At 72.7% G+C, this 21,836-nt stretch carries 23 protein-coding genes; 7 read left to right on the top strand and 16 right to left on the bottom strand.

Annotated elements, in window-relative coordinates; all coding sequences use genetic code 11:
* Positions 1-44 precede the first annotated feature (44 nt).
* The 4 genes from OG439_RS09420 to OG439_RS09405 form a co-directional block, all read right to left on the bottom strand.
* Positions 45-1,493 carry an MFS transporter gene (locus tag OG439_RS09420; protein WP_326948987.1) on the bottom strand — a complete coding sequence of 483 codons (1,449 nt, stop codon included), beginning with the start codon at positions 1,491-1,493 and terminating at the stop codon, positions 45-47.
* Between the two features lie 148 nt (positions 1,494-1,641).
* A complete protein-coding gene (locus tag OG439_RS09415) occupies positions 1,642-2,592 on the bottom strand; it encodes a R2-like ligand-binding oxidase (RefSeq protein ID WP_326948986.1) in 951 nt (316 codons plus the stop codon).
* Positions 2,589-4,169: a CocE/NonD family hydrolase gene (locus tag OG439_RS09410; protein ID WP_326948985.1), complete on the bottom strand. Its 1,581-nt coding sequence runs from the start codon at positions 4,167-4,169 to the stop codon at positions 2,589-2,591. The genes OG439_RS09415 and OG439_RS09410 overlap by 4 nt, the downstream gene beginning before the upstream one ends.
* A 58-nt stretch (positions 4,170-4,227) precedes the next feature.
* A complete protein-coding gene (locus OG439_RS09405; RefSeq protein ID WP_326948984.1) occupies positions 4,228-6,231 on the bottom strand; it encodes an MMPL family transporter in 2,004 nt (667 codons plus the stop codon).
* 368 nt (positions 6,232-6,599) lie between these two features.
* Here OG439_RS09405 and OG439_RS09400 point away from each other — a divergent pair, with 368 nt between their 5' ends.
* Complete coding sequence (locus OG439_RS09400; protein ID WP_326951514.1) at positions 6,600-7,856, top strand: helix-turn-helix domain-containing protein; 1,257 nt, start codon at positions 6,600-6,602, stop codon at positions 7,854-7,856.
* Positions 7,857-7,886: 30 nt separating this feature from the next.
* On the opposite strand, the gene OG439_RS09395 is transcribed toward OG439_RS09400, so the two are convergent.
* Positions 7,887-9,869: an amino acid transporter gene (locus OG439_RS09395; RefSeq protein ID WP_326948983.1), complete on the bottom strand. Its 1,983-nt coding sequence runs from the start codon at positions 9,867-9,869 to the stop codon at positions 7,887-7,889.
* 109 nt (positions 9,870-9,978) lie between these two features.
* Complete coding sequence (locus OG439_RS09390; RefSeq protein WP_326948982.1) at positions 9,979-10,605, bottom strand: hypothetical protein; 627 nt, start codon at positions 10,603-10,605, stop codon at positions 9,979-9,981.
* A 171-nt stretch (positions 10,606-10,776) separates the two neighbouring features.
* Between OG439_RS09390 and OG439_RS09385 the strand changes: the two genes are divergently transcribed.
* Positions 10,777-11,526, top strand: coding sequence for a short-chain dehydrogenase/reductase (locus OG439_RS09385; RefSeq protein ID WP_326948981.1), 750 nt, complete (start codon positions 10,777-10,779; stop codon positions 11,524-11,526).
* On the opposite strand, the gene OG439_RS09380 is transcribed toward OG439_RS09385, so the two are convergent.
* A complete protein-coding gene (locus OG439_RS09380) occupies positions 11,472-11,873 on the bottom strand; it encodes a hypothetical protein (RefSeq protein ID WP_326948980.1) in 402 nt (133 codons plus the stop codon). The genes OG439_RS09385 and OG439_RS09380 overlap by 55 nt on opposite strands.
* Positions 11,874-11,877: 4 nt before the next feature.
* Positions 11,878-12,477 (bottom strand): TetR/AcrR family transcriptional regulator, encoded by a 600-nt coding sequence (locus OG439_RS09375; protein WP_326948979.1) that lies wholly within the window; start codon positions 12,475-12,477, stop codon positions 11,878-11,880.
* A 94-nt stretch (positions 12,478-12,571) separates the two neighbouring features.
* Between OG439_RS09375 and OG439_RS09370 the strand changes: the two genes are divergently transcribed.
* The gene (locus OG439_RS09370) at positions 12,572-12,988 is read left to right on the top strand and encodes a VOC family protein (protein ID WP_326948978.1); all 417 of its coding nucleotides are present in this window, start codon (positions 12,572-12,574) and stop codon (positions 12,986-12,988) included.
* A gap of 4 nt (positions 12,989-12,992) precedes the next feature.
* Here the strand turns inward: OG439_RS09370 and OG439_RS09365 are convergent, their stop codons facing one another.
* The gene (locus OG439_RS09365; RefSeq protein ID WP_326948977.1) at positions 12,993-13,376 is read right to left on the bottom strand and encodes a VOC family protein; all 384 of its coding nucleotides are present in this window, start codon (positions 13,374-13,376) and stop codon (positions 12,993-12,995) included.
* Between the two features lie 20 nt (positions 13,377-13,396).
* Positions 13,397-13,957: a TetR/AcrR family transcriptional regulator gene (locus tag OG439_RS09360; RefSeq protein WP_326948976.1), complete on the bottom strand. Its 561-nt coding sequence runs from the start codon at positions 13,955-13,957 to the stop codon at positions 13,397-13,399.
* 94 nt (positions 13,958-14,051) lie between these two features.
* On the opposite strand from OG439_RS09360, the gene OG439_RS09355 reads away from it, so the two are divergent.
* Both OG439_RS09355 and OG439_RS09350 read left to right on the top strand, forming a co-directional pair.
* Entirely contained in the window at positions 14,052-15,611 is a 1,560-nt protein-coding gene (locus OG439_RS09355) for an FAD-dependent oxidoreductase (protein ID WP_326948975.1), read from the top strand.
* Positions 15,608-15,961: a putative quinol monooxygenase gene (locus OG439_RS09350; RefSeq protein ID WP_326948974.1), complete on the top strand. Its 354-nt coding sequence runs from the start codon at positions 15,608-15,610 to the stop codon at positions 15,959-15,961. The genes OG439_RS09355 and OG439_RS09350 overlap by 4 nt, the downstream gene beginning before the upstream one ends.
* On the opposite strand, the gene OG439_RS09345 is transcribed toward OG439_RS09350, so the two are convergent.
* Complete coding sequence (locus tag OG439_RS09345) at positions 15,939-16,541, bottom strand: TetR/AcrR family transcriptional regulator (protein WP_326948973.1); 603 nt, start codon at positions 16,539-16,541, stop codon at positions 15,939-15,941. The genes OG439_RS09350 and OG439_RS09345 overlap by 23 nt on opposite strands.
* A 113-nt stretch (positions 16,542-16,654) precedes the next feature.
* On the opposite strand from OG439_RS09345, the gene OG439_RS09340 reads away from it, so the two are divergent.
* Positions 16,655-17,416: a class I SAM-dependent methyltransferase gene (locus OG439_RS09340; protein WP_326951513.1), complete on the top strand. Its 762-nt coding sequence runs from the start codon at positions 16,655-16,657 to the stop codon at positions 17,414-17,416.
* Position 17,417: 1 nt separating this feature from the next.
* Here the strand turns inward: OG439_RS09340 and OG439_RS09335 are convergent, their stop codons facing one another.
* Both OG439_RS09335 and OG439_RS09330 read right to left on the bottom strand, forming a co-directional pair.
* The gene (locus OG439_RS09335) at positions 17,418-18,155 is read right to left on the bottom strand and encodes an ABC transporter permease (protein ID WP_326948972.1); all 738 of its coding nucleotides are present in this window, start codon (positions 18,153-18,155) and stop codon (positions 17,418-17,420) included.
* Positions 18,148-18,972: an ABC transporter ATP-binding protein gene (locus OG439_RS09330; RefSeq protein WP_326948971.1), complete on the bottom strand. Its 825-nt coding sequence runs from the start codon at positions 18,970-18,972 to the stop codon at positions 18,148-18,150. Before OG439_RS09330 ends, OG439_RS09335 begins: the two co-directional genes overlap by 8 nt.
* Before the next feature lie 63 nt (positions 18,973-19,035).
* Here OG439_RS09330 and OG439_RS09325 point away from each other — a divergent pair, with 63 nt between their 5' ends.
* The gene (locus OG439_RS09325; protein WP_326951512.1) at positions 19,036-19,659 is read left to right on the top strand and encodes a TetR/AcrR family transcriptional regulator; all 624 of its coding nucleotides are present in this window, start codon (positions 19,036-19,038) and stop codon (positions 19,657-19,659) included.
* A 3-nt stretch (positions 19,660-19,662) separates the two neighbouring features.
* On the opposite strand, the gene OG439_RS09320 is transcribed toward OG439_RS09325, so the two are convergent.
* Genes OG439_RS09320 through OG439_RS09310 form a run of 3 tightly spaced genes read right to left on the bottom strand, consistent with a single transcriptional unit; the run spans position 19,663 to position 21,798 of the window.
* Entirely contained in the window at positions 19,663-20,097 is a 435-nt protein-coding gene (locus OG439_RS09320) for a VOC family protein (protein WP_326948970.1), read from the bottom strand.
* 41 nt (positions 20,098-20,138) lie between these two features.
* Complete coding sequence (locus tag OG439_RS09315; RefSeq protein ID WP_326948969.1) at positions 20,139-20,816, bottom strand: haloacid dehalogenase type II; 678 nt, start codon at positions 20,814-20,816, stop codon at positions 20,139-20,141.
* Positions 20,817-20,850: 34 nt separating this feature from the next.
* Positions 20,851-21,798, bottom strand: a complete 948-nt coding sequence (locus tag OG439_RS09310) for an NAD(P)-dependent alcohol dehydrogenase (protein ID WP_326948968.1) — start codon at positions 21,796-21,798, stop codon at positions 20,851-20,853.
* Positions 21,799-21,836 lie beyond the last annotated feature (38 nt).

The raw sequence follows: 21,836 nt of genomic DNA, 5'->3' as shown, positions 1-21,836 counted from the left end.
ATCCTCACCTTCGAAGAAACTGTATTTCGGTCGAACTGCAAGTGTCAATCACGGGAAACGCCGTACTCATCGGGAAGCGGAGAACCCACGGGCGCGGTTGTCACCGCGGGAAGGATTTTCCGCGCCCGGAATACCGTCAGGGCCACGACCGCCCCGGCGAGTTCGAGACCGGCCGCGACCAGCAGCCCGGCCGTGTAGCCGCCGGCCAGCGCCGGGCCGGCCGCGACGCCCGTGTCGAGCCGGGCCGCGCGCACGGCCGTCAGCACCGCGCCGACGAGCGCGACCCCGAGGGCGCTGGACAGCTCCCGGGACGCCGTGAGCAGGCCGGACGCGGTCCCGGCGTGCCGTTCGGCCACGACTTCCAGCGCGTGCGAGGTCAACGGCGTGGTCAGGGCCGAGCCGGCGCCGATCAGCAGCAACCCGGGCGCGCGGGGCAGCACTTCGGGGATGTGGTTGACCAGCGCGACGGCGAGCAGCCCGAGGGCGACGACGACGAGCCCGGCAGCGACCGTCCGGTGCGGCCCGAACCGCGTCACGGCCCACGGCACAGCCGGTGTGGCGGCCATGATCGCGACCGCCACCAGGATCAGCGGGAGCCCGGCCTGGACCGGGCTCAGCCCGAGGGACTCCTGGTGCAGCAACGGGGTGAAGAAGAAGACGCCCGAGACGCCCAGGCCCCACAGCAGCTGCACGGCGAGCGCGCCGACGAACACGCGCTGCCCGGTCAGGTCCGGCGAGACCAGGCGTTCGCGGGCGCGCCGCTCGCGGACGGCGAACCAGCCGAGGAACCCGAGCCCGCCCGCGGCGAGCACCGACGGGAGCACGTCGCCGGTGCGCGTGTCGTCACCGAACTCGACCAGGGCCACGGTCAGCAGCACGAGCCCGGCCGTCACCAGCGTCATCGATCCGATCGCCGGACGGCCGCCGCCCGGGCCGCGGCGGGGGCCGGCCGTCACCGGCAGCAGGGCCAGCATCACCGCGACGAACGGCAGGTTGACGAAGAAGATCCAGCCCCAGCCGAGGTATTCGCTGAGCAGGCCGCCCAGCGTCGGGCCGAGCGCCAGCGCGATCGCCAGGCTGGCCGTCCAGATCGTGGCGCCGACGGCCCGCCCGCGCGCGTCCAGGTTGGTCCGGAGCAGGCTCAGCAGGCCGGGCACCAGGAACGCGGCCGCCAGGCCCTGCAGCACCCGCGCGCCGACGAGCACCCACGCGGACCCGGCCAGGCCGCCGATCGCCGCGCCGAGCCCGAACGCGAGCAGCCCGGCGGACAGCGTCAGCCGCTGGCCCCAGCGGTCGACAAGCGTGCCCGCGACCAGCAGCAGGCTCGCGAACGGGAGCATGTAACCGATGCTGACCCACTGCAGGGCCGAAAGGTCCAGCGCCAGGTCGCGCGCGATGGACGGCACCCCGGCCGCGACGATGTTGTTGTCCAGGGTGGTGACGAACGCGCCGAGCGCCACCACGACCAGCGTCGGCGCCTTCCGGCCGCCCACGACGACCACCTCCAGATCTGTCGGGGAACGTCGACGGGGCTGCCGCGGCTGGTCGTGAGTGGTAATGCGGGTTCTAACCCTCATTACCACTCACGACCAGCTGCGGCAGGGCACCCGCTGGAACCCGGCGAGGTTGCCGGGCGCCGTGCTAGGCGGATTCGCTTGCCGTGTCCTCGTCGAGGAAGTCCTCCTCGAGCTGTTCCGGGCTGTAGTCGAGGTCGATGGACGCGACCGGCGTCCCGCGCGCGGCTTCGATCGCGCGCAGGCGGCGCATCGCGTGGTCGGCGGCGTACTCCATGACGCCGTCCATGCGCAGGTCGAACGGGTCGCCGTCGAGCCGGGCGGTGGTCCACTCGATCTGCGCGATGGCGTGCGGCAGCAGGGCCTGCATCTCGTCCTGCGCGATCTGCCAGTTGCGGTCGTCGGCCGCGACGTGGCGGCGGCAGGTGAACGTGCCCCACGCCATGTGCCGGCGTTCGTCGTCGCCGATGCGACGGATCAGCTCCTGCATGCCGGGCAGGATCCCGTGCGTGCGGCAGGCCCGGTTCCAGACGAAGTACCCGGTCAGCGCGAGCACGCCTTCGACGACGTGGTTGTAGACCACCGACGCGCGGATCTGGTTGGCGGGACTGGGATCCTCGCGCAGCCGGCCGAGCGCGGTGGGCAGCGCGTCGTAGAAGATCGCGCGGTAGCCCGGGTTGTCCTCGACGTGCTCGTGCAGGTTGCCGGTCACACCCACGGCGTCCAGCCAGAGCCGGAACACCTGCGTGTGCTTGGCTTCCTCGAAGCAGAACTGCGTCAGGTACATCTCGTCGGCGAAGCGGCCCTCGGCACCCATCGCGGCGAGGAACGGCTGGATGTCGTGGGTGACGGCCTCCTCGCCGCCGGCGAACTGCGCGCACAGCATGGTCGCGGCGAAGCGCTGCTCGTCCGACAGCGCCGCCCAGTCGACGGCGTCCTGGGTGAAGTCCAGGTCGGCGGGGTTCCAGAACTTCGCGTTGCCCTTGGCGAACAGCCGCAACGGCAGGACGTCCCAGTTGAGCCCGCCCGCGCGCAGGGCCGTGAACTCCTCGCGGGTGCCGGGCACGGTTCCGGTCACGGCGTCACTCCAGTCTTCCGCACGGGTACGTCCAGCCACGACGGGTCGGCCGTCGTCGAGACGAAGCCCAGCCGGCCGTCGCCGGTGTTCCAGTCGAGGAACAGCGGGTCCTTCGAGTCGACGACCAGGGCGAGGTGGTGGCCGGCGGCGAGGGTGTAGGCCGTCGGCGAGAAGGCCAGGTCGACGGGCTGTGGCCGCCCTGACGTCGCGTGTTTCCAGCTGTAGGGCAGGTAGTTGACGAGGCTACCGGTGCCGAGCGGGTCGACGTCGTAGACGTAGGCGACGACGGTCCCGACGGTGGCCGGCGGCACGACCGTGAGGTGCGCGCGCAACGATCCACGCAGTTGGGTGACGGCCTTGACCGGCGGCTGGCTCCAGACCGCGCCGCTGCCCCGGTCGACCTGCCAGAGGAACGCCGTCGGCGGGTTCCCGCTCAGCGCTTCGAGGCTGTAGGTGGCCAGCGGGATGCCGCCGTTGGCGACGGTGTCGCGGTTCGCGGCGATGCTGCCGGTCCAGGCGGCGGGCGTGGCCTGCAGCGTGTCGCGGCCGAGGTAGGACCGCGTCGGCGGGGCGAGGACGCTCGGCCAGTCCGCGTGGTACTCCGGGCGCTGCGTCCCGGGGCGAGCCCGGGTGACGACCGGCGGCTCGGTCTCGATCGACGTGTCGGTGCCGGCGACGTACGCGTCGAACCAGCGGTAGACCGACGTCCACGTGTCGCTGGGCAGGCCGAGCAGGCCGCCGGACTCGGAGGCGGCGTGGTCGCCCGGGACGAACTCGGCCCGCTTCGGCCCGGTGAGCCGCTGGTAGAAGTCGGCCATCTGGCCGGGCTGGAAGACCGTCTCGCTCCAGGTCTGGATGGCCAGCACGGCCGGGTGGTTCGCGTTGATCCGGTCCACGTAGGACGACGGCGAGCGCGGCCGGGACCAGTCGATCACGGCCTGGGAGTCGGCGTCGGAGATCGCCGGCTCCAGGAACTTCGTCAGCATGGTGTCGGTCTCGGGGCTGAGTGTGCCGTTGGCCTTGCCCGACAGGTAGAGCACGAGCCCGGCGAGGCCGTGGCGGGTGTCGTTCTGGGTCAGCGACGCGACCAGGTCGGCCCAGCCGCTCAGCGAGGCGACGGCCTTGATCCGCGCGTCGAACCCGGCGGCGATCAGGCCGATCCCGGCTCCGTAGGACACCCCGCCGACGCCGATCCGGGCCGGGTCGGCGGCCGTGTGGGCCAGCGTCCAGTCGATGACCGTGGAGACGTCGGTGATGTCGTCGGGCCCGGCGACCTCGACCGCGCCCCCGGATTCGCCGAACCCGCGGGCGCCGTAGGAGATCACCACGTAACCGCGGTTGGCCAGGTCACGCGCGGGGATGACGTTCTGCGTGCGGCCGCCGCCCCAGGCGCCGATGAGCACGGCGAGCGGGTGCGGCCCGGGCGACGACGGCTGCATCACCATGGCGCCGAGGGTGATGCCCCCGGCCGCGGGCACGTCGGCGAAACTGGTGGCGAATCCCTCGGTCGTCGCGACGCCCGGAAAAACGGCGGCGGTCACGGCGATGACCATGGCGGCCGCACCGGCGCGAATCATTTCGGCGGTCTCCTTTCACCGGGTTGTTTCCGGAAACTAACAACGCGCCGGAATGGAATCAACGGTCGGTGGGTGTCAAGACTTCGCGGTTGTCATCCGGCACCGGAATTGCAGCGGAACGGTGCTCACGCGGACGCAACCGGCGCGGGAACCACCAGTTCGCGGCCCCGAGCCGGACCATCACCGCGGGGACCAGCAGGCAGCGGATCAGCACGGCGTCCAGCAGCACGGCGGCCGTCAGCCCGACACCCGCTTCGCGCACCACCCGCGCGTCCACGAAGGCGAACGAGACGAACACCAGCGCCATGATCAGTGCGGCCGCGGTGATGGTCCGCCCGGTCGAGACGAGCCCCTCGACGATCGCGGTCCGCGTGTCCGCACCGCGGCGCCACTCCTCCTGGATCCGCGCGATGAGGAAGACCTCGTAGTCCATCGACAGCCCGAACAGGCCCGCGAAGAGGAACACCGGCAGGTACGGCTCGATGGGCGCGCCGAACACCCAGACCACCACGCCGGTCGTCGCCGCGGCGGTGAGCAGGTTCATCACCGCGGCGGTCAGCGGGATGAGCACGCTGCGGAACACCCAGGCGAGCACCAGCACCGAGATGCCCACGACGCTGAGCAGGAACAGCGGCAGCCGCCCGGTGATCGCGGCGGAGAAGTCGGCCTGGGTGGCCACGACGCCGCCGAGGTGGACGTCCGGGCCGCCGGCCGTGCGGATCCACGCGAGCAGGTCGGTGGTGGCCGGGTCGTCGGGCGCGGTCCGCGGCACCACCGTCAACACCGCGACCGGTCCGGGCAGGTAGTCGGGCGGGCCGACGTCGGCGCGGGTCAGCAGGGTGTCGCGCAAGGTCGTGACGGCCGCTCGATCGGTGTCCGTGGTGACGTGGCGGACGACCAGCACGGGTCCGTTGGCGCCGGGCCCGAAGCCGTCCTCCAGGAGTTCCGCGGCGACCTTCGTGACGCTGCCTGGCGGGTCCAGCCCGGCGCCCGGGACGCCCAGCCGCAGGCCCGTCATCGGGAGCGAGAGCACGGCGATGACCAGCACCGCCGCCACCGCGTACGGCGCCGGACGCGACGTCACCGAGCGCGCCGCCCGCGGCCACAGCCCGCCCGCGCCGGCCGGGCGGACGCGCATCCGGCGGCCGAGCAGACGCAGCAACGCGGGGAACAACGTCACCGCGGCGGCCATCGTCAGGAGCACGGAAACCGTTGCGGCGACAGCGATCCCGTCGAGGAACGCCAGCCCGACGGTGAACATGCCGGACAGGGACACGCACACGGTCACCCCGGCGAAGACCACGCTCCGGCACGACGTCGCCGCGGCGGCCGCGAGGGCTTGTTCGGCGGCCAGGCCGTCCTGGATCCCTTGCCGGTAACGGGTGAGCACGAACAGCGCGTAGTCCACGCCGACGCCGAGCCCGAGCAGCGCGGCGATCTCGGTGCTGATCTTCGGCACGGTCATGACGTGCGACAGCAGCGCGACGACCGCGAGCGCGCAGCCGACCGACGCCGACGCCGTCAGGACCGGGAGCAGCACGCACGTCAGCGAGCCGAAAGCCAGCAGCAGCACCAGTGCGGCCGCGACCAGCCCGATCCCGGCGTTGCCGAGGTCGGGCGCGGCGGCGGTCATCGAGGCCAGTTGACCGGACGCCCCGGCGGTCACACCCGCGCCGCGCACGACGTCGGCGAAGTCGTCGGCCACCGCCTGCCCCAGCGTCTCGGCGTCGGCGTCGAACCGGACGTCCAGCACGGCGACGCGGTGATCGGCCGACACCGGGCCGGGATCGACCGAGACGACGTGCGGCAGGCTCCGCAGCCGGCCCGCGAGCGCGTCGACCCGGGCGCTGTCGGCCGTTTGCATCACCACGCGTTCCCGGTCGCCGCCCGCGCCGCGCAGGAGGTCCGCCGCCACGGAGCTGTCCGCCGCGGGCAGGGCGACGGTGTCGCGGTAGGCGACGCCGGTGTGCTGCGCGGCGAACAGCAGCCCGCCGAGGGCGAGCAGCCAGCAGGCGAGCACCCACGGCGCCCGCCGGAAGCACCACGCCACGAGCGCCGTCATCCTGTCCTCCCCGGTCGTGAGCAGCGGAAACAGCTGATCACGTTAACAACCGCGGCGCGGGCGAAGATACGGTCCGGCTTCACAAATCGGCTCGGGAAACCCCGTCCGGGCGTGAGTGTTCGCCGCCCCGCGGCGTTGTCGGACGTTGACAAGTTCTCCGTGCCGGTTGTTCGCGATGCGACAGAACGTCACCCGCACGCAAGATCAACGGTTGCCAAATCGGACCCCGTATGAGTACATGGCGTGCGCGGTTGATGTCGGAGCGTCAGCCGCGACGTGAGTGCACGCGGCAGATCGCGGACTTCACCGGGGAAGTCGCAGCCGTCGTGCGGCAAGGGGTGGCAGTGACGCGGACGACCGGAGACCGGGTGGTCTCGAACGACGTGACACACCTGGTCCCGTCACCTCGGAGCGCGGGCCAGGCCCGCCGGCTCTGGTGCTCGCTGCCGACCGAGATCGCGCGGCGGTTCCGGCCGCATGCCGATCCCGTCGCGCGGCGGATCCTCGAAGAGATCCAGCGGGCCGTGCCCGAGTACGCGAAACCGCTCGAAGGCGAGTTCGGCAAGGTGATCGTCCAGGCGATCGAGCAGGCCGTCGTCAGCTGCATCGACAGCATCGAGGACCAGGGCGCCGCCCAGGACGACTGGGCGAAGCTGTTCACCGAGGTCGGCAAGCGCGTCCACCACGACGGCGGCAGCCTGAACTCGCTGCAGGCCGCCTACCGCGCGGGCGGCCGGGCCGCCTGGCGCTACATCTCGCAGTTCGGCCAGGTCCACCGCCTCCCCGCGTCGATCCTCTGCGTCGGCGCGGAGGCCATCTTCGCTTACGTGGACGAGATTTCGTCCTACTCGGTCGAGGGGTACACCCTGGCCCAGGCGCGGGCGACCGGGACGCTGGAGCGCCGCCGGAGACGGTTGCTGGACCTGCTCCTGGCCAGCCCGGCCTCGGCATCGGCCACGGTGGCGACGATGGCCAAGGCCGCGAAGTGGGAGATCCCGGAGTGGATCACCGTCATCGCGCTCGAACCGCGGGACGAGCACCAGCTGCCACCGACCCCCCAGGTGCCGGACGACGTGCTGCTCGACCTCGAAGGCAGCGAACCCTGCCTGCTGACCCCGAACCCGGACCGCGACCTGCGCGCCCTCGAAGCCCGGCTGCCCGGCTGGCGGGCCGCGGTCGGCCCCCGCGTCCGGCCGCCCGATGCAGCGACGTCGCGGCACTGGGCCCGCAGGACCCTCGAACTCGTCCGGGAGGGGCTCGTCGAAGACCGGGCCGTGACCCACTGCGGGGACCACCTCTCGACGCTTTGGCTGCTGCTGGACCGCTTCCTGCTCGACCGGCTGTCGGACAAGGTGCTCGCCCCGTTCGCGGGCCTCACGGTCAAGCAGCAGCTCCGGCTGGCCGAGACGTTGCTGAGCTGGCTGGAGCACAACGGGAACACCCCGGACATCGCCCAGGCGCTCGGCATCCACCCGCAGACCGTGCGCTACCGCGTCGGCCAGCTGACGGGCCTGTTCGGCGACCGGCTCGCGGACCCGCTGCACCGGCTGGAGCTGCAGATGGCGCTGCGGGCCCACCAGCTCCTCGGCACCCGGCCGCCGGAGGCGTCCGCCGACGACGAGTGACCGGTCCGTCGCAAGTGGACGGTGGCGGCTTCAGCCGCCGACGTGGATGCCGGGCCGGCGGGCGGGATCGGCCTCGCTGGTCCGCAGGATCTCCCGGACGACCGGGGCGGTGTCGCCGCGGCCGAGGATCAGGTAGCGGAACAGGTGCCCGAGCGGGTTGCCCTCCGACCACTCGAAGTGGCACTGCGGCCGCACGCCCGTCGCGTCCTGCAGCGCCAGCAGCACCGCGGCGATCGCGTTGGGCGCCGCCGGGCTGTCCGCGCGCAGGACCCGGTAGCCGTCGACCTCCACGCCCCGCACCTGCAGCACGTTGCTGAACTCCGACGGGTCGACGACGTCGATCTCGAGGAAGAGCGCGGCCGCCGTGCCGGGCAACGGGTTCATGCTGCGCTGCTCGGCTTCCTTCGCGGAGTACTCGGCGAGATCACCGCCCTGGCGGTGGTTGGCGATGATGTGCAGCGCGCCGTCGTCGGCCAGCGACTCGGTGACGAACCGGCGGGCCGGCTCGTCGAACTCGATGCGCTCGGCCCGCAGCTCGGTCGTGCGCGACACCCGCGAAATCAGGGACACCACGATGATGCCGAGGATGAACAACGCCGAGATGGCCAGGCCGTCCGGCTTCTCGATGACGTTCTCGACCAGCGCGTAGAGCAATACGAGCGTCAGCACCGCGAAACCGACGGTGCCGGCGTGCTGCTTGCGGCGGATCGAGGAGATAGTCACCGCGACCGCGCCGGACACCATCATGGCGAGGATCCCGGTGGCGTAGGCGCCGGCCTGGGCGTTGACGTCGGCGCCGAACGCGACGGTGATCAGGACGCTGATCACGGTGTAGACGAGCACGACGGGCCGGACCGCGCGACCCCACTCCGGCGCCATGCCGTAGGAGGGCAGGTACCGCGGCACGATGTTGATCAGGCCGGCCATCGCCGACGCCCCGGCGAACCACAGGATCAGCACGCTGCTGACGTCGTAGACGGTGCCGAACGCCTCACCGAGCTCCTGGTGCGCGAGGTAGGCCATGGCGCGGCCGTTGGCTTCCCCGCCTTCCTTGAACTTGTCCGCCGGGATCAGGACGGTGGTGATGAAGCTCGTGGCGATCAGGTAGACCGACATGATCAGCGCCGCGACCGTGAGCAGCTTGCGGGTGTTGCGGATGCGCGACTCGAGCCGCTGCTCGTCGGTCTTCCCCTCGGCCGCGACCAGCGGCATCATGCTGACCCCGGTCTCGAAGCCGGACATCCCGAGCACGAGCAGCGGGAACGCGACGACGGCCGGCCCCACGATGCCGCCGAACCCGCCGCCGCCCGAGGTGAGCGCGTCCGACCACCGCGACAACGCGGCCGCGTCCGAGAACAGGTCGACGCCGGCCACGACCACGACGACGGCGTTGAGCAGCAGGAAGACGGCCACGAGCGGAATGGCCACGCCGACCGCCTCGCTGAAGCCCAGGAGGAAGACGCCGCCGAGGATGAGCAGCAGGACGACCGTGATCAGCACGGCGTGGCCGTGCAGGAACCCGGGCAGGTACGGGTTTTCGAGCAGGTGGACCGACGCGTCCGCCGAGGACAGGGTGATCGTGATGATCCACGACGTCGCCACGAACCCCAGCAGCACCAGCACGAAGACCTTGCCGCGCCAGAACGGCAGCAGGTCCTCCAGCATCGCCACCGAACCCTGCCCGCGCGGGCTTTCGCGGGCGACGCGCCGGTACATCGGCAGCATCCCCAGCAGCGTCAGCGCGACGATGAGCAACGTCGCGAGCGGCGACAGCGCGCCGGCGGCGAGCGCGGCGATGCCCGGCAGGTAGGACAGGGTGGAGAAGTAGTCGACGCCGGTGAGGCACATGACCTTCCACCACGCCTGCGGCGTCGCGTGGTCCTCGGCCGCCTCCGGGCCCGCCGGCGCGACCCGGTGCTCCAGGAGCCACCGCACGGTCCGCCCGGACGGCGGTTTCGCCGTCACGGGGCTTTCGACGACGGCCGGGACCACGAACTCTGGTGCGGTGCTCAAGCTAGGGCTCCCCGATCGGCGGCGTGCACTCCCGGGCGCAACAATGCCGGACCGGCGTGGGGACGCGCTGCCCGGCCCCTCCCGCACCGATCACCCGCGGCCGGCCGGATCAGCGCGGCGGGTACCCCGCGGCGCCCGGCGTGGGGCGGCCGCACCAGACCGCCGTCGGCTTGACGATCGCGAGGGTCAGCGTCGCGGCCGCCGGGATCAGGACCAGTGGCAGCCCGACGATCGCGCCGCCGAGGTACGCGCCGCCGATACCGGCGCTGAATTGCCACAGACCGACCACGTCCAGCACTACCGACACCAGCGTCACCAGGACGGCGAGCCCGCTGCCGATGATCGTGAGCAGCCGGCCGATCGGCTTGCGCGCGAACAGGAGGATGCCGCCGGGCAGCAGCGTCCCCACGAGCAGCAGCTCCTGGACCAGGTAGAGGTAGTACGTCCAGTGCACGGACACCGCGCCCGTCAGCTGGACCACGCCGACGATCAGGCCGACGAGGTTCTGCAGGCCGCCGAGCACCGCGAGCACGCCCGCGATGATCGCCGTGGCGCCGTTCGGCTTCGGGGGCGGCATCCCGTAGGGCGACTGCGGGTACGGCGGCGGGTAGCCCGGCTGACCGGGGTACTGCTGGGCGGGGTAGGGCTGCTGTCCGGGGTACGGCGGCTGTCCCGGGTACGGCTGCTGTCCGGGGTAGGGCCCCTGCGGCGGGCCGGGGTGCTGCGGGTAGGTCATGGCGTCCTCGGTCTCGGCTGACCGCCCCCCAACGGTGCGCCACCTCGCTGCGGCGGCTACGGCCGAGGTCAGCCTCTCACGCGCGCCTTCGCCGCGGCGGCGGAACCGGGAGACTCCGCGGCGCTTCCCGTACGTTCGGCACCGGTGGTTCCCCACGACTGAGGACGGCACATGGACCTGGATCTTCGCGGCAGGCGCGCGCTGGTGACCGGCGCGTCGAAGGGCATCGGGGCGGCGATCGCCGAGGCGCTGGCCGGCGAGGGCTGCCACCTGCACCTGGCGGCCCGGAGCGCGGACGCGCTGGAGGCCCGCGCGCACGACCTGCGCGAGGCGTACGGCGTCGAGGTCACGGTGCACGTCGTGGACCTGCGCGTGACCGCCGACCTCGAGCGGCTCGCCGCGGCCACGACCGACGCCGGCATCCTGGTGAACAACGCGGGCGACATCCCCGCCGGCTCGCTCGACCAGGTCGGCCCCGAGCAGTGGCGGCACGCCTGGGACCTCAAGGTCTTCGGCTACGTCGACCTCACCCGGCTCGTCTACGCGCGGCTGCGCGAGGCCGGTCACGGCGTGATCGTCAACGTGATCGGCACCGGCGGGGAGCGTCCGACGGCCGGCTACATCGCGGGCGGCGCGGGCAACGCCGCGTTGATGGCCTTCACGCGAGCCCTGGGCGGCGTCGGCCCGCGCGACGGCGTCCGCGTGGTCGGCGTGAACCCGGGCCCGGTCGCCACCGAGCGGATCACCGCGATGCGCGCGGCCAACGCGGACGTCGACGCCAGCTTCGCGGCACTCCCCTCGGGCCGGGTCGCCGAACCGCGGGAGGTCGCGGACCTGGTGACGTTCCTGGCGTCCGACCGCGCCGGCTACATCAGCGGCACCATCGTCACCATCGACGGCGGCCGCGCGGCCGCCGGCTGACCGTCACTCCGGCCGGACCGCGGGCCGCGATCGTCGGTCAGCTCGATCCCGGGAACGACACCCGTGGGGTCGAACACCGTCCGCTCCACCTCGTCCTGGTCCTCGTGCGGGGCGAGCAGGCGCAGGGTCCCGGCGGTCACCGTCTCGCGGCCGGCCGGCCGGCGCGCGCTCACGTCGTCGGTCGGATCCTCGGGCGCGCCCAGCGTGAAGACCAGGCTCCACGAGTAGCGGAACGCCCGCCGCGTGCCGTCGGGGGCGACGAAGAAGTAGGCGTGCAGGCCGTTGAACCGCGTCGTCGCGAAGCCGGCCGGTGGCTTGAGGCCCTGCCCCCGCGATGACCGATGCACCAGTTCACCGCCGCGGCGACAGCCCCCGCACGAGGCTGTGCACGGTCCCGGTCACGACGGCGTCCGGCGACCGGTCCGCGATCATGCCGCCGGTGATGATCGACGCGAGCCCCTGCAGCGTGGCGAGCACGGCCATGGCGACCCGGTCGGGGTCGTCGCCGACGATCTCGCCGCGGTCCCGCGCGCCGTCGATGAGGGCGACGGGTGCCGCGAAGGTCCGGTCGTTGGCCGCCTGCAGCTCCGGACGCGCCGGATCGTCCTTGTGCGCGAACACGAGCGCGAGCAGGGCCGGGCACCGGGTGGCGAACCCGACGTAGACCCGCGCGAACGTGGTCAGGCGCTGTTCGAAGCCGCCGCTCGCCCGGCCGAGCCCATCGTCCAGCTCGGTGCCGAGGCGTTCCAGGCCCCGCAGCACGAGCGCGTCCAGCAGGGCCTTCTTGTCGGCGAAGTGCTGCCGCGGCGCACTGTGGCTGACGCCGAGCTCGCGCGCGAGGCCGCGCAGCGACAACCCGGCCACGCCGGCCTCCTCGAGGGTGCGTTCGGCCAGGTCCAGCAGCTCGGAACGCAGGTTGCCGTGGTGGTACGGCGGCGCGGTGTCGGCCATGCCGGGAGTGTAGTCAACGCCCACAATGTTGTCGTTGACAACATTGTGGGCACTGCCTACATTGGCTGGAAAGCCTCGAATTCCGGGAGTCGCCATGACCATCCGCTTCCACCACGTCAGCGTCTCCGTCGCCGACCTCGACGCGCAGCGGCGCTGGTACGCCGGCGCACTGGGCTTCACCGAGGTCGTCGAGGAGTTCGAGGTACCCGAAGCCGGTGTCCGCACGGCCGTCCTGCAGACCCCGGGCGGCGTCCGGATCGAGCTGATCGCGCGCGCGGGCTCCGCGCGTGCGGAGACGTTCACCGACCCGATGGACGTCCTGCGCGCCCAGGGTTACGGCCATTGGGCCCTCGAAGTCGACGACCTCGACGACGCGTTCGCCGGTTTGACGAGCGCGGGCGCGGAACCGGTGTGGCCGCCGGCCGACGCGGTCCGGCCCGGTGCCCGGTTCGGCTACGTCAAGGACCCGGAAGGCAACCTGATCGAGCTGATCCAGCCGGCCGCGTCCTGAGTCGTCAGTCGCGGTAGTTGCTCAGCTCGACGAGGTTCCCGTCCGGATCCCGCAGGTACACGCTGGTGATCGGGCCGGTCGCGCCGGTCCGCTCGACCGGACCCTCCTCGATCGCGATCCCGGCGGCGGTCAGCTGCGCGACGACGTCGGCCACCGGGTCGTCCACGATGAGGCAGATGTCGGCACTGCCCGGAACGGCCCGGAGCGCCTTGGGCTCGAATTCGTGGCCCGCCTCGTGCAGGTTGATCTTGCTGCCGCCGAACGCGAGCGCAGTGCGGCCGTCGCCGAAGGTGACGACCTCCATGCCGAGGTGGGCGCCGTAGAACTCCACCGTCGCGTCGATGTCGGCCACCGTCAGCACGAAGTGATCGAGCCGGTTGACGTGCATGAAGTGTTCCTCTCGTCAGGTCAGTCCGGGGCCGGGCCGGTGAGGATCCGGCTGATCACCGGGGCGGCCCAGGCGGTGAGCCGGGCGGGTGACATGGCCGTCCCCGGTGTCTCCAGGACGTAGCGCGTGGTGGCGATCCCCAGCAGGAACGAGCCCAGCAGCGCGGCCCGCTCGCCCGCGTGGTCCGGGGCGGCCTTGGCGAACGCCGGCGCGACCTGCGCGCTGAACAGCTCCCGCAGCTTATCGGCGGCTTCGGGACTGGTCATCGCCGCGCGCAGCAGCGCGAGGAACGTGCTGTCGTGGTCCCAGACGGCCAGGAACCGGGGCAGGATCTCGGCGCCCAGGTCGGCCGGCGCGACGCCGGCGAGGTCCGGCAGGTCGAGCGTGAAGTCGGCGGCGGCGGTGAACAGGCCCTGCTTGCTGCCGAAGTAGCGGAGCACCATGGCCGGGTCGACGCCGACATCGGCCGCGACCGTCCGCAGCGTCGTGCGCTCGTAGCCGTCCGCCGCGAACCGTTCCCGCGCGGCCGACAGGATCTCGGCCCGGGTGGCCTGGGCGTTGCGGCTTCGCGAGGGTGCCATGGGACGAGGATAAGTCACCCACCGTTGACTTGCTCGCCCGGACCGGCTTACCCTCGATAAGTCAACGCTCGGTGACTTGAGAGGCAGTGGTGACATGGACCAGGAACGTCCCGTGCTCGTCGTCGGCGCCGGGCCGACCGGGCTGACCGCCGCGATGGAGCTGGCGCGCCTCGGCGTGCGCGTCCGGATCGTCGACCGGGCGCCCGCGCCGTCGACGACGTCGAAAGCACTGGCCATCCAGGCCCGGACCCTCGAACTGCTGCGGCCCCGCGGCGTCGGCGAGGAGATGCTCCGCCGGGGGCAGCGGGCTTCGGGGACCGCGATCTACGGGCGCGGCCGGAAGCTGGCGACCGTCGAGCTGGACCGGATTCCCGGGCGCTACAACCACATCCTGCTGCTCCCCCAGGCCGAGACCGAAGAGCTGCTGGCCGAGCGGGTCCGCGCGCACGGTGTGGAGATCGAGCGTGGCGTCGAGCTGCTCTCCTTCGAGCACGACGCCCACGGCATCCGCGCGGTGCTGAAGGACGGCGACGGCGGCCACGAGACGGTGCACGCCGCGTACCTGATCGGCGCGGACGGCGCGGACGGCGCGCACAGCGCCGTCCGGCACGCCCTCGACCTGCCGTTCAAGGGCCGCGCGATGGCGCAGCGGTACCTGCTGGCCGACCTGTACCTCGACGGCGACGTCCCGGAGGACCAGCTCTCGATCTTCCTCGCCCGGGACGGTTTCGTCGCGGTCTTCCCGATGGCCGGGCACCGGTTCCGGTTCATCGCCACCGATCCCGGGTCCGGCGCCGACGACGACGTCCCGGAACTGCCCGCGTTGCAGGACATCTGGGACCACGTCGCGCCGCTGCCGGCCCGGCTGCGCGACCCGAACTGGCTCTCCCGCTTCCGGATCAACAGCCGGCACGTGCCCGCGTTGCGCGCCGGCCGGGTGTTCCTCGGCGGCGACGCCGCGCACGTGCACAGCCCCGCGGGCGGGCAGGGGATGAACACCGGGATCCAGGACATGATCAACCTGTCGTGGAAGCTGGCCCTGGTGCACCGGGGCCTGGCCGCGCCGGCGCTGCTCGACACCTACCAGACCGACCGCGTCCCGGTGATCGCCAAGCTGGTCCGCGCGACCGAGACGGCGACGAAGGTGTGGAACTCCACCAATCCCCTGGTGCACCGGATGGTCACGACGATGGCCCCGATCACGCTGAGCCGGGATTTCGTGCAGGACAAGGCGACCGCGATCCTCGGGGAAACCACGGCGAGCTACCGCAAGAGCCCGATCGCCGCCGGGGCCGGCCGGCTGGGGCCGCTGCGGGCCGGCGACCGGGTGCCCGACGTCGACGTCGTGGCCGAGGGCGGCGTCCGGCGGCTCCACGACTTGCTCGACCTGACCAAGCTCACCGTGCTCACGACCGGACCGGACGTCGAGCTTCTCCATCCCTGGCAACAGGTCTTCACCCTCCACAACGGCCGGATCGCGGCCACGCAGCCCGGCTTGGTCGGCGGCGACGCGCGGGTCGCGGCGGAACTGGCGGCGACGCCCGGCGTCCTGGTGATCCGGCCCGACGGCTACCTCGCCGCCGCCGGTACCGATCCGGCGTCGGTGACTTCGTGGCTGGGCAAGTGGTTCCCCGTGAACGGAGAAGGCCGATGACCGTGCTGCCCGAGCCGGACGCCGATGAGACCGGGCCCTACACCCATCTCGGCTTCGCCACGGCCAAGCCGGGGTGCGCGGACCGGTTCAAGGAGCTGATCCTCGGGCTGGTCGAGCCGTTGCGGGCGGAGGAGGGCGCGCTCGAGTTCCACGTCCACCAGGATCGCGCCGACCGGGACACCTTCGTGATCTACGAGATGTTCCGGTCGAAGGCCGAACTGGACAAGCACCTGGCCCAGCCGTACACGCAGGAGTTCATCCGGGCGATCGGGCCGTACGTCACCGGGCCGTTGCGGCAGCAGTTCCTGCGGATGTCGAGCCCGCTGCCTACAGCAGGCGCCGCTGGATGACGTCCGCGATGACCGTCGCCACCAGCTGGTCGACCTCCCCGGCCGGCGGCGGCCCGCCGCGGCGGCCGGCGAACAGCAGGTGCCCGGCCCCGATCAGCGACAGCGCGACGTTGTCGACGTCGGCGTCCGCGGCGATGCGGCCCAGCGCGCGTTCCTCCGTGAGGTAGGCCGCGAACATCCCGCGGGCCTCGGCGAGCACCGGCACCCCGTGGGGCAGGCCGGAGCGGCGCAGGCGGGTGCGGACCTCGTCGCGGAAGAAGACCAGGCTGACCATGGCCAGCGCGATCGGGTCGAGCAGCTCCGTCAACGCCGCGGCGAGGTTGCCCGCGACCGTGCCCGTGCCGGCCGCGGCGCGCAGCGACCCGGCCTGGTCGTCGACCCGAATGATGCGTTCGTGGACGAGTTCGGCCAGGAACTCGTCGAAGTCGGCGAAGTGCCGGTGCAGTACGCCCTTCGCGCAGTCGGCCTCGGTGGTGACCGATCGGCTGGTCAGCGCGCTCGGCCCGTCCCGGAGCAGGACGCGTTCGGCGGCGTCGAACAGCTGCCGCCGCGCGTCGCGGATGTGCACTCCGGTCGGCACCCGGCCGTCCTCCCTTGCCCGCGTGGGCAAGTGCCCACTATGGTGGGCGCATGCCCACTTCCCCTTCGGAACAGCCCTATTCTGCCGGAACCGCGCCCCATCGGGCCCGGCGGATCGCGGAGTCGTTCGGGGTCGATCCCGGACGTTACGACCGCGCCCGGCCGCCGTACCCCGCCGCGCTGATCGAGCGGATCCTCGCGGCCGGGCCCGGCCGCGACGTCCTGGACGTCGGCTGCGGAACCGGCATCGAGGCCCGGCAGTTCCTGGCGGCCGGCTGCCGCGTGCTCGGCGTCGACCCCGACACGCGGATGGCCGGGTTCGCCCGCGAGACCGGCGTCGACGTCGAGGTCGCGACCTTCGAGGCCTGGGACCCCGCCGGCCGGACGTTCGACGCCGTCGTCGCGGGCCAGGCGTGGCACTGGGTGGACCCGGTCGTAGGCGCCGCAAAGGCCGTGGAAGTGCTGCGGCCGGGCGGCCGGCTGGCCGTCTTCGGGCACGTCTACGACATGCCGCCCGGCGTCGCGGAGGTCTACGCGGCGGCGCTGAAGCGCGTCGCCCCCGACTCCCCCATGAGCGTCGCGGGCCACGACCGCTCCGCGTTGGACATCTACCAAACGATGTTCGCCGCGGCCGCCGACGGCATGCGTCAGGTACCGGGCCTCGGCGAACCGGAACAGTGGCGGTTCGACTGGGAACACCCGTACACACGCGACGAATGGCTCGACCTGCTGCCCACCACCGGCGTGCTGACGCGGCTCCCAGCCGACCAGGTGGCCGACGTCCTGGCCGACGTCGGCGCGGCCGTCGACAAGATCGGCGGCCGGTTCACCTTGCCGTACACGACGCTGGCGGCCGTCGCCCCGCGCGCCGGCTGAGTCACCCCCGCAGCCGGCTCAGGCCGCGCTCCAGCCGCACCACGGCAACGGCGCCGGCGACGACGGCCAGCCCGCCGAGGACCGCGGCCGCGCGGAAGACGTCACCGGAGTGCCCTTCGACGGCGCCGCGCAGCATCGTCATCGCCCAGTAGCCGGGCGAGATCGGCGCGATCGTGTGTGCCCAGCCCGGCAGCATCGTGGCGGGGATCAACGCGCCGCCGAGCGAGGAGACGACCAGCGAGCCGACGTCGCAGACCGCCGACAGCTCGCCGTGGCTGCGCACGAGCGTCGCCACCGCGGTGCCGACGGCCAGCAGCGTCAGGCTCCAGACGAGCACCGCGAACCCGAGCAGCACCGGCGACGCGGGCGCGGGCATGCCCACGACGTAGTGCCCGAACACCAGCAGCACGGCCTGCTGCACCACCAGGACGGTGAACACCGGCACCGCCTTGCCCGCCAGCAGTTCCGCCGCCGTCGCCGGGGTGGCGCGCAGCCGGTCCCACGTCTGCCACGTCCGTTCCGACAGCAGCGCGGTGCCCACAATGGACAGTGCGAGGACGGTGAACATCACCAGCAGGCCGAGCACGGCCTGGGTGGCGCCGTCGGCGATCGACGCGGCGAAGAGCGGCTTGAACACCAGCATCAGCACCATCGGCATCACCGCGTAACTGATCAGGTGACCGGGATCGCGCAGCCGCAGCACCGCGTTGTGGTGCACCAGCACCGAAAACCTACTCATGCGCCACCGCCCGGTAGAGGTCGTCGAGGGTCGGCCGGCGCAGCTCGACGTCGCGGACGTGCGCGGACGTCGTCGCCAGCACACCCGCCAGCGCCGCCCCGGGATCGGTGGCGGCGACGCGGATCTCGCCGTCGTCGGTGCTGAGCAGGATCTCGCCGGGCAGGCCGCCGAGCAGGTCCGCGGCGGTGCCGCGGGCGATCACCCGGCCGCCCTTGGCGACCGCGAGGGTCGCGCCCAGTTCGGTGAGCTCGGGCAGGTAGTGGGTGGTGTAGACGACCGCCGCGCCGTCCGCGGCCGCGGCGCGGACGGCGGCGAGCAGGGCGGCCCGGGTCTGCGGGTCGACGCCCGCGGTGGGTTCGTCGAGCAGCAGCAGGCGGGGCCGGTGCAGCATCGCCGTCGCCGCCTGCGTCCGCCTTTGCTGACCACCCGACAGCACGCCGACCCGCCGGTGCAGGAACGCCGTGAGCAGCAACGCGTCGGCGATCCGGTCGATGGCCTCGGCCAGCGCGCGGCGGCGCAGCCCGGCCAGCCCGCCGAAGAGCCGGAGCGTCTCGGCGACGGTGACGTCGGGGTAGAGCGCGGGCTCCTGCGGCGCGAAGCCGAGCAGGGCCCGGGCGGCTTTCGGTGCCCGGCCGCCGATCCGCACCTCACCGGCGTCCGGCGCGGCCAGGCCGGCCACCAGCCGGGCGAACGTCGTCTTGCCGGCGCCGTTGTGGCCGACCAGGCCGACCACCTCGCCGGGCTCGGCGCGCAGCGTGAACCCGGCCAACGCACGGGTCGCGCCGTAGTGCTTCACCAGATCGGTGACTTCGAGCATCCCCCACCTCCAGTCTACGGTGTAGACCGGCAATCTACACCGTAGACTGACCCGGTGCGCAAGATGAAAACCGAGCGGCGCGACGAGATCGTCGACGCGGCGATGGCCCTGGCCCGGGAGAAGGGGCTCGGCGCGGTGTCGATGCGGGCCGTCGCCGGGCGGCTCGAGCTGACGCCGATGGCCCTCTACGGCTACTTCCGCGGCAAGGACGACCTGCTCGACGCGATCGTCGGCCGGCTGCTCGGCCTGCTCCCGGAGCCCGACCCGGCCGCGCCGCCGCTCGAGCGGCTCAGCCTGCTCGCGGGCGGTGTGCGTGTCCTCGCCAAGGAACACCCCGCCGTGGTGACCCTGCTCTTCACGCGGCCGTCTGTCACCGAAGACGCCGTCGTCGCGGTCGACCGGATCTACCAGGCGCTGCTGGACGCGGGCGTCCCCGACGCCCACGTCGCCCGCCTCGAACGGCTGCTGACCACGTTCGTGCTGGGGTTCGTCATCTCCGAGACCCAGGGCCGGTTCTCCGACGGCAACCGGGACATGCGCTCACGCCGCGCGTTGCTCGGCCCGGCGGAACTGCCCGCCCACCACCGCCTCGGCCCGCTGCTCGACCCCCAGGTCGACTGGGACACCGAGTTCGACACCGACCTCGCCGACCTCGTCACGGTGATCGAGCGGGTCGCGGGCCGCTGACGCTCAGTCCAGGCAGAACTCGTTGCCCTCGACGTCCTGCATGGTGATGCACGATTCGTTGAAGCCGTCGGCCAGCAGCACCCGCTCCTGGACCGCGCCGAGCGCGACCAGCCGCGCACTCTCGGCCTGGAGGGCGGCGAGCCGCTCCTCCCCCACGAGCCCGGTGCCGACGCGGACGTCGAGGTGCACCCGGTTCTTGACGGCCTTGCCTTCGGGGACGCGCTGGAAGAACAAACGCGGGCCTTCGCCGGTGGGATCGACGCACGCGAACGCCGAGCCCTGACGCTCGGGCGACAGGGTGCGGTCGAAGTCGTCCCAGGTGTCGAACCCCTTCGGCGGCGGCGGGAGGACGTACCCCAGCACCTCGCACCAGAACCGGGCGACGCGCTCGGGATCCGCGCAGTCGAAGGTGATCTGTACCTGCCTGACCGAACTCATCGGCCCACCCTAACCGGATCGGCATGTCGACACCCGCTGGTTTAGCAGCCCAGCTGGCCGGCGAGGTCCGCGAGTCCCTCGGCGTGGAGGTCGAACCGGTCCGAGGACGCCGGCGGGTCGCCGACGGGCCGGGCGACGTACGCGGTCCGCAGGCCGGCCTGCTGCGCCCCACGCAGATCCCACGCGTGCGCCGCCACCATCAGCAGCCGCTCCGGCGGACTGCCGGACACCTCGACCGCCAGCCGGTACACCGCCGGGTCCGGCTTGCAGGCCCGCGCGTCCTCGGCGGAAAGCGCCTGGTGCCACCGCAAACCCGCGTGGGCGTTGAGCCCCAGCAGCGCCGTGCGACTGGCGTTCGACAGCCCGATCAGCGGGAACCGGCCGGCGAGCCGCGCGAGACCGTCGACGGTGTCCGGCCACGCGGGGAGCCGCCGGGCCGACAAGGCGAGTGCGGCCGGGTCGGCGATCCCCGCGGCCTCGGCGACGACCTGGGCGGCTTCGCGGTCCAGGACGTCGCTGACGACGTACGGCCGCTCGCCGTCGGCGATGCGCCGCTGCTCGGCCTCGATGTGGTCCTGCCAGCGCCGCACGAGGTCGTCGACCACCGGATCCGCGAGGGCGGGCCCGGACTCGCGGATGCCGGCGCGGATCCCGGCGGGTTCGTCGACGAGCGTGCCGAGCACGTCGAACACCACGGCATCGAACTCGAAAGCCGGCATCGTTGTCCTTTCGGCGGGCCAGAGCCAACCTAGCTCAGGACAGGTCGACGACGATCTTGCCGCGCACCCCGCCTCGCTCCAGCGCACCGTGGGCGGCGGCGATGTCGGCCAGCGGGAACACCCGGTCGACCTGCGGGCGGATCGCCCCCGCCTCGACCCAGCGGCCCAGCTCGGCCAGCAGCGGCGTGGTCGGGTTGCCGCTGAAGAAGCGGACCCACCGGCGCCGGCGCAGCGCGTTCGCCGCGATGTAGCCCAGGGAGCGGACCGGGCGCCCGGGCTCGAAGGCGATCGTGACCATCCGGCCCCGCGGCGTCAGCAAGCGGCGGAAGGCGGGCAGCTCGGTGCCGACCGTGTCGAGGACGACGTCGAAGCGGCCCAGCTTTCCGGGCGCGCGGTAGTCGATCGCTTCGTCGGCGCCCAGCTCCCGCGCCAGGTCCAGGTTGCCCGCGCTCGCCAGGCCGGTGACGTGCGCGCCCATCGCTTTGCCGAGCTGGACGGCGATGTAGCCGACGCCGCCGGTCGCGCCGCGGACGAGCAACCGCTCGCCGGGCGCGAGGGCGGCCAGGTCGCGCAACGCCGTGATCGCCGTGGTCCCGACGGCGAGCGCGACCGCCTGCACCACGTCAAGTCCTGACGGGACGTGGTCCAGCCGGTCGGCCGGCAGGGCGACGTACTCCGCGGCCGATCCCAGCCGCCGGCCCAGCACGCCCCAGACCAGGTCGCCCGCCGCGAACCGGCTGGTCCCCGGCTCGACGACCTCGCCGGCCAGGTCGACCCCGACGCCCTTCGGGAACTTCGTGCCGGTGAACGGCCGCAGTTTCCCCGCGCGCACGGTGGATTCGCCGCCGTTGACCGACACCGCGCGCACCCGGACCAGGACCTCGCCGGGACGCGGCCGGGGCAGCGGCGCCGTGGTCACGGACAGGACCTCAGGCGGTCCGTAGCGGTCGTAGGTCGCGAGCCGCATCGAAGTGGATAGCATTCTCCACTTCTAACACGGGAACCGGCCGCAGCGCGCGA

The organism is Amycolatopsis sp. NBC_01307, from assembly GCF_035975215.1.
GTDB lineage: Bacteria > Actinomycetota > Actinomycetes > Mycobacteriales > Pseudonocardiaceae > Amycolatopsis.
Note: the sequence above shows the minus strand (reverse complement) of the source record. Positions and strands in the feature narration are given on the sequence as shown.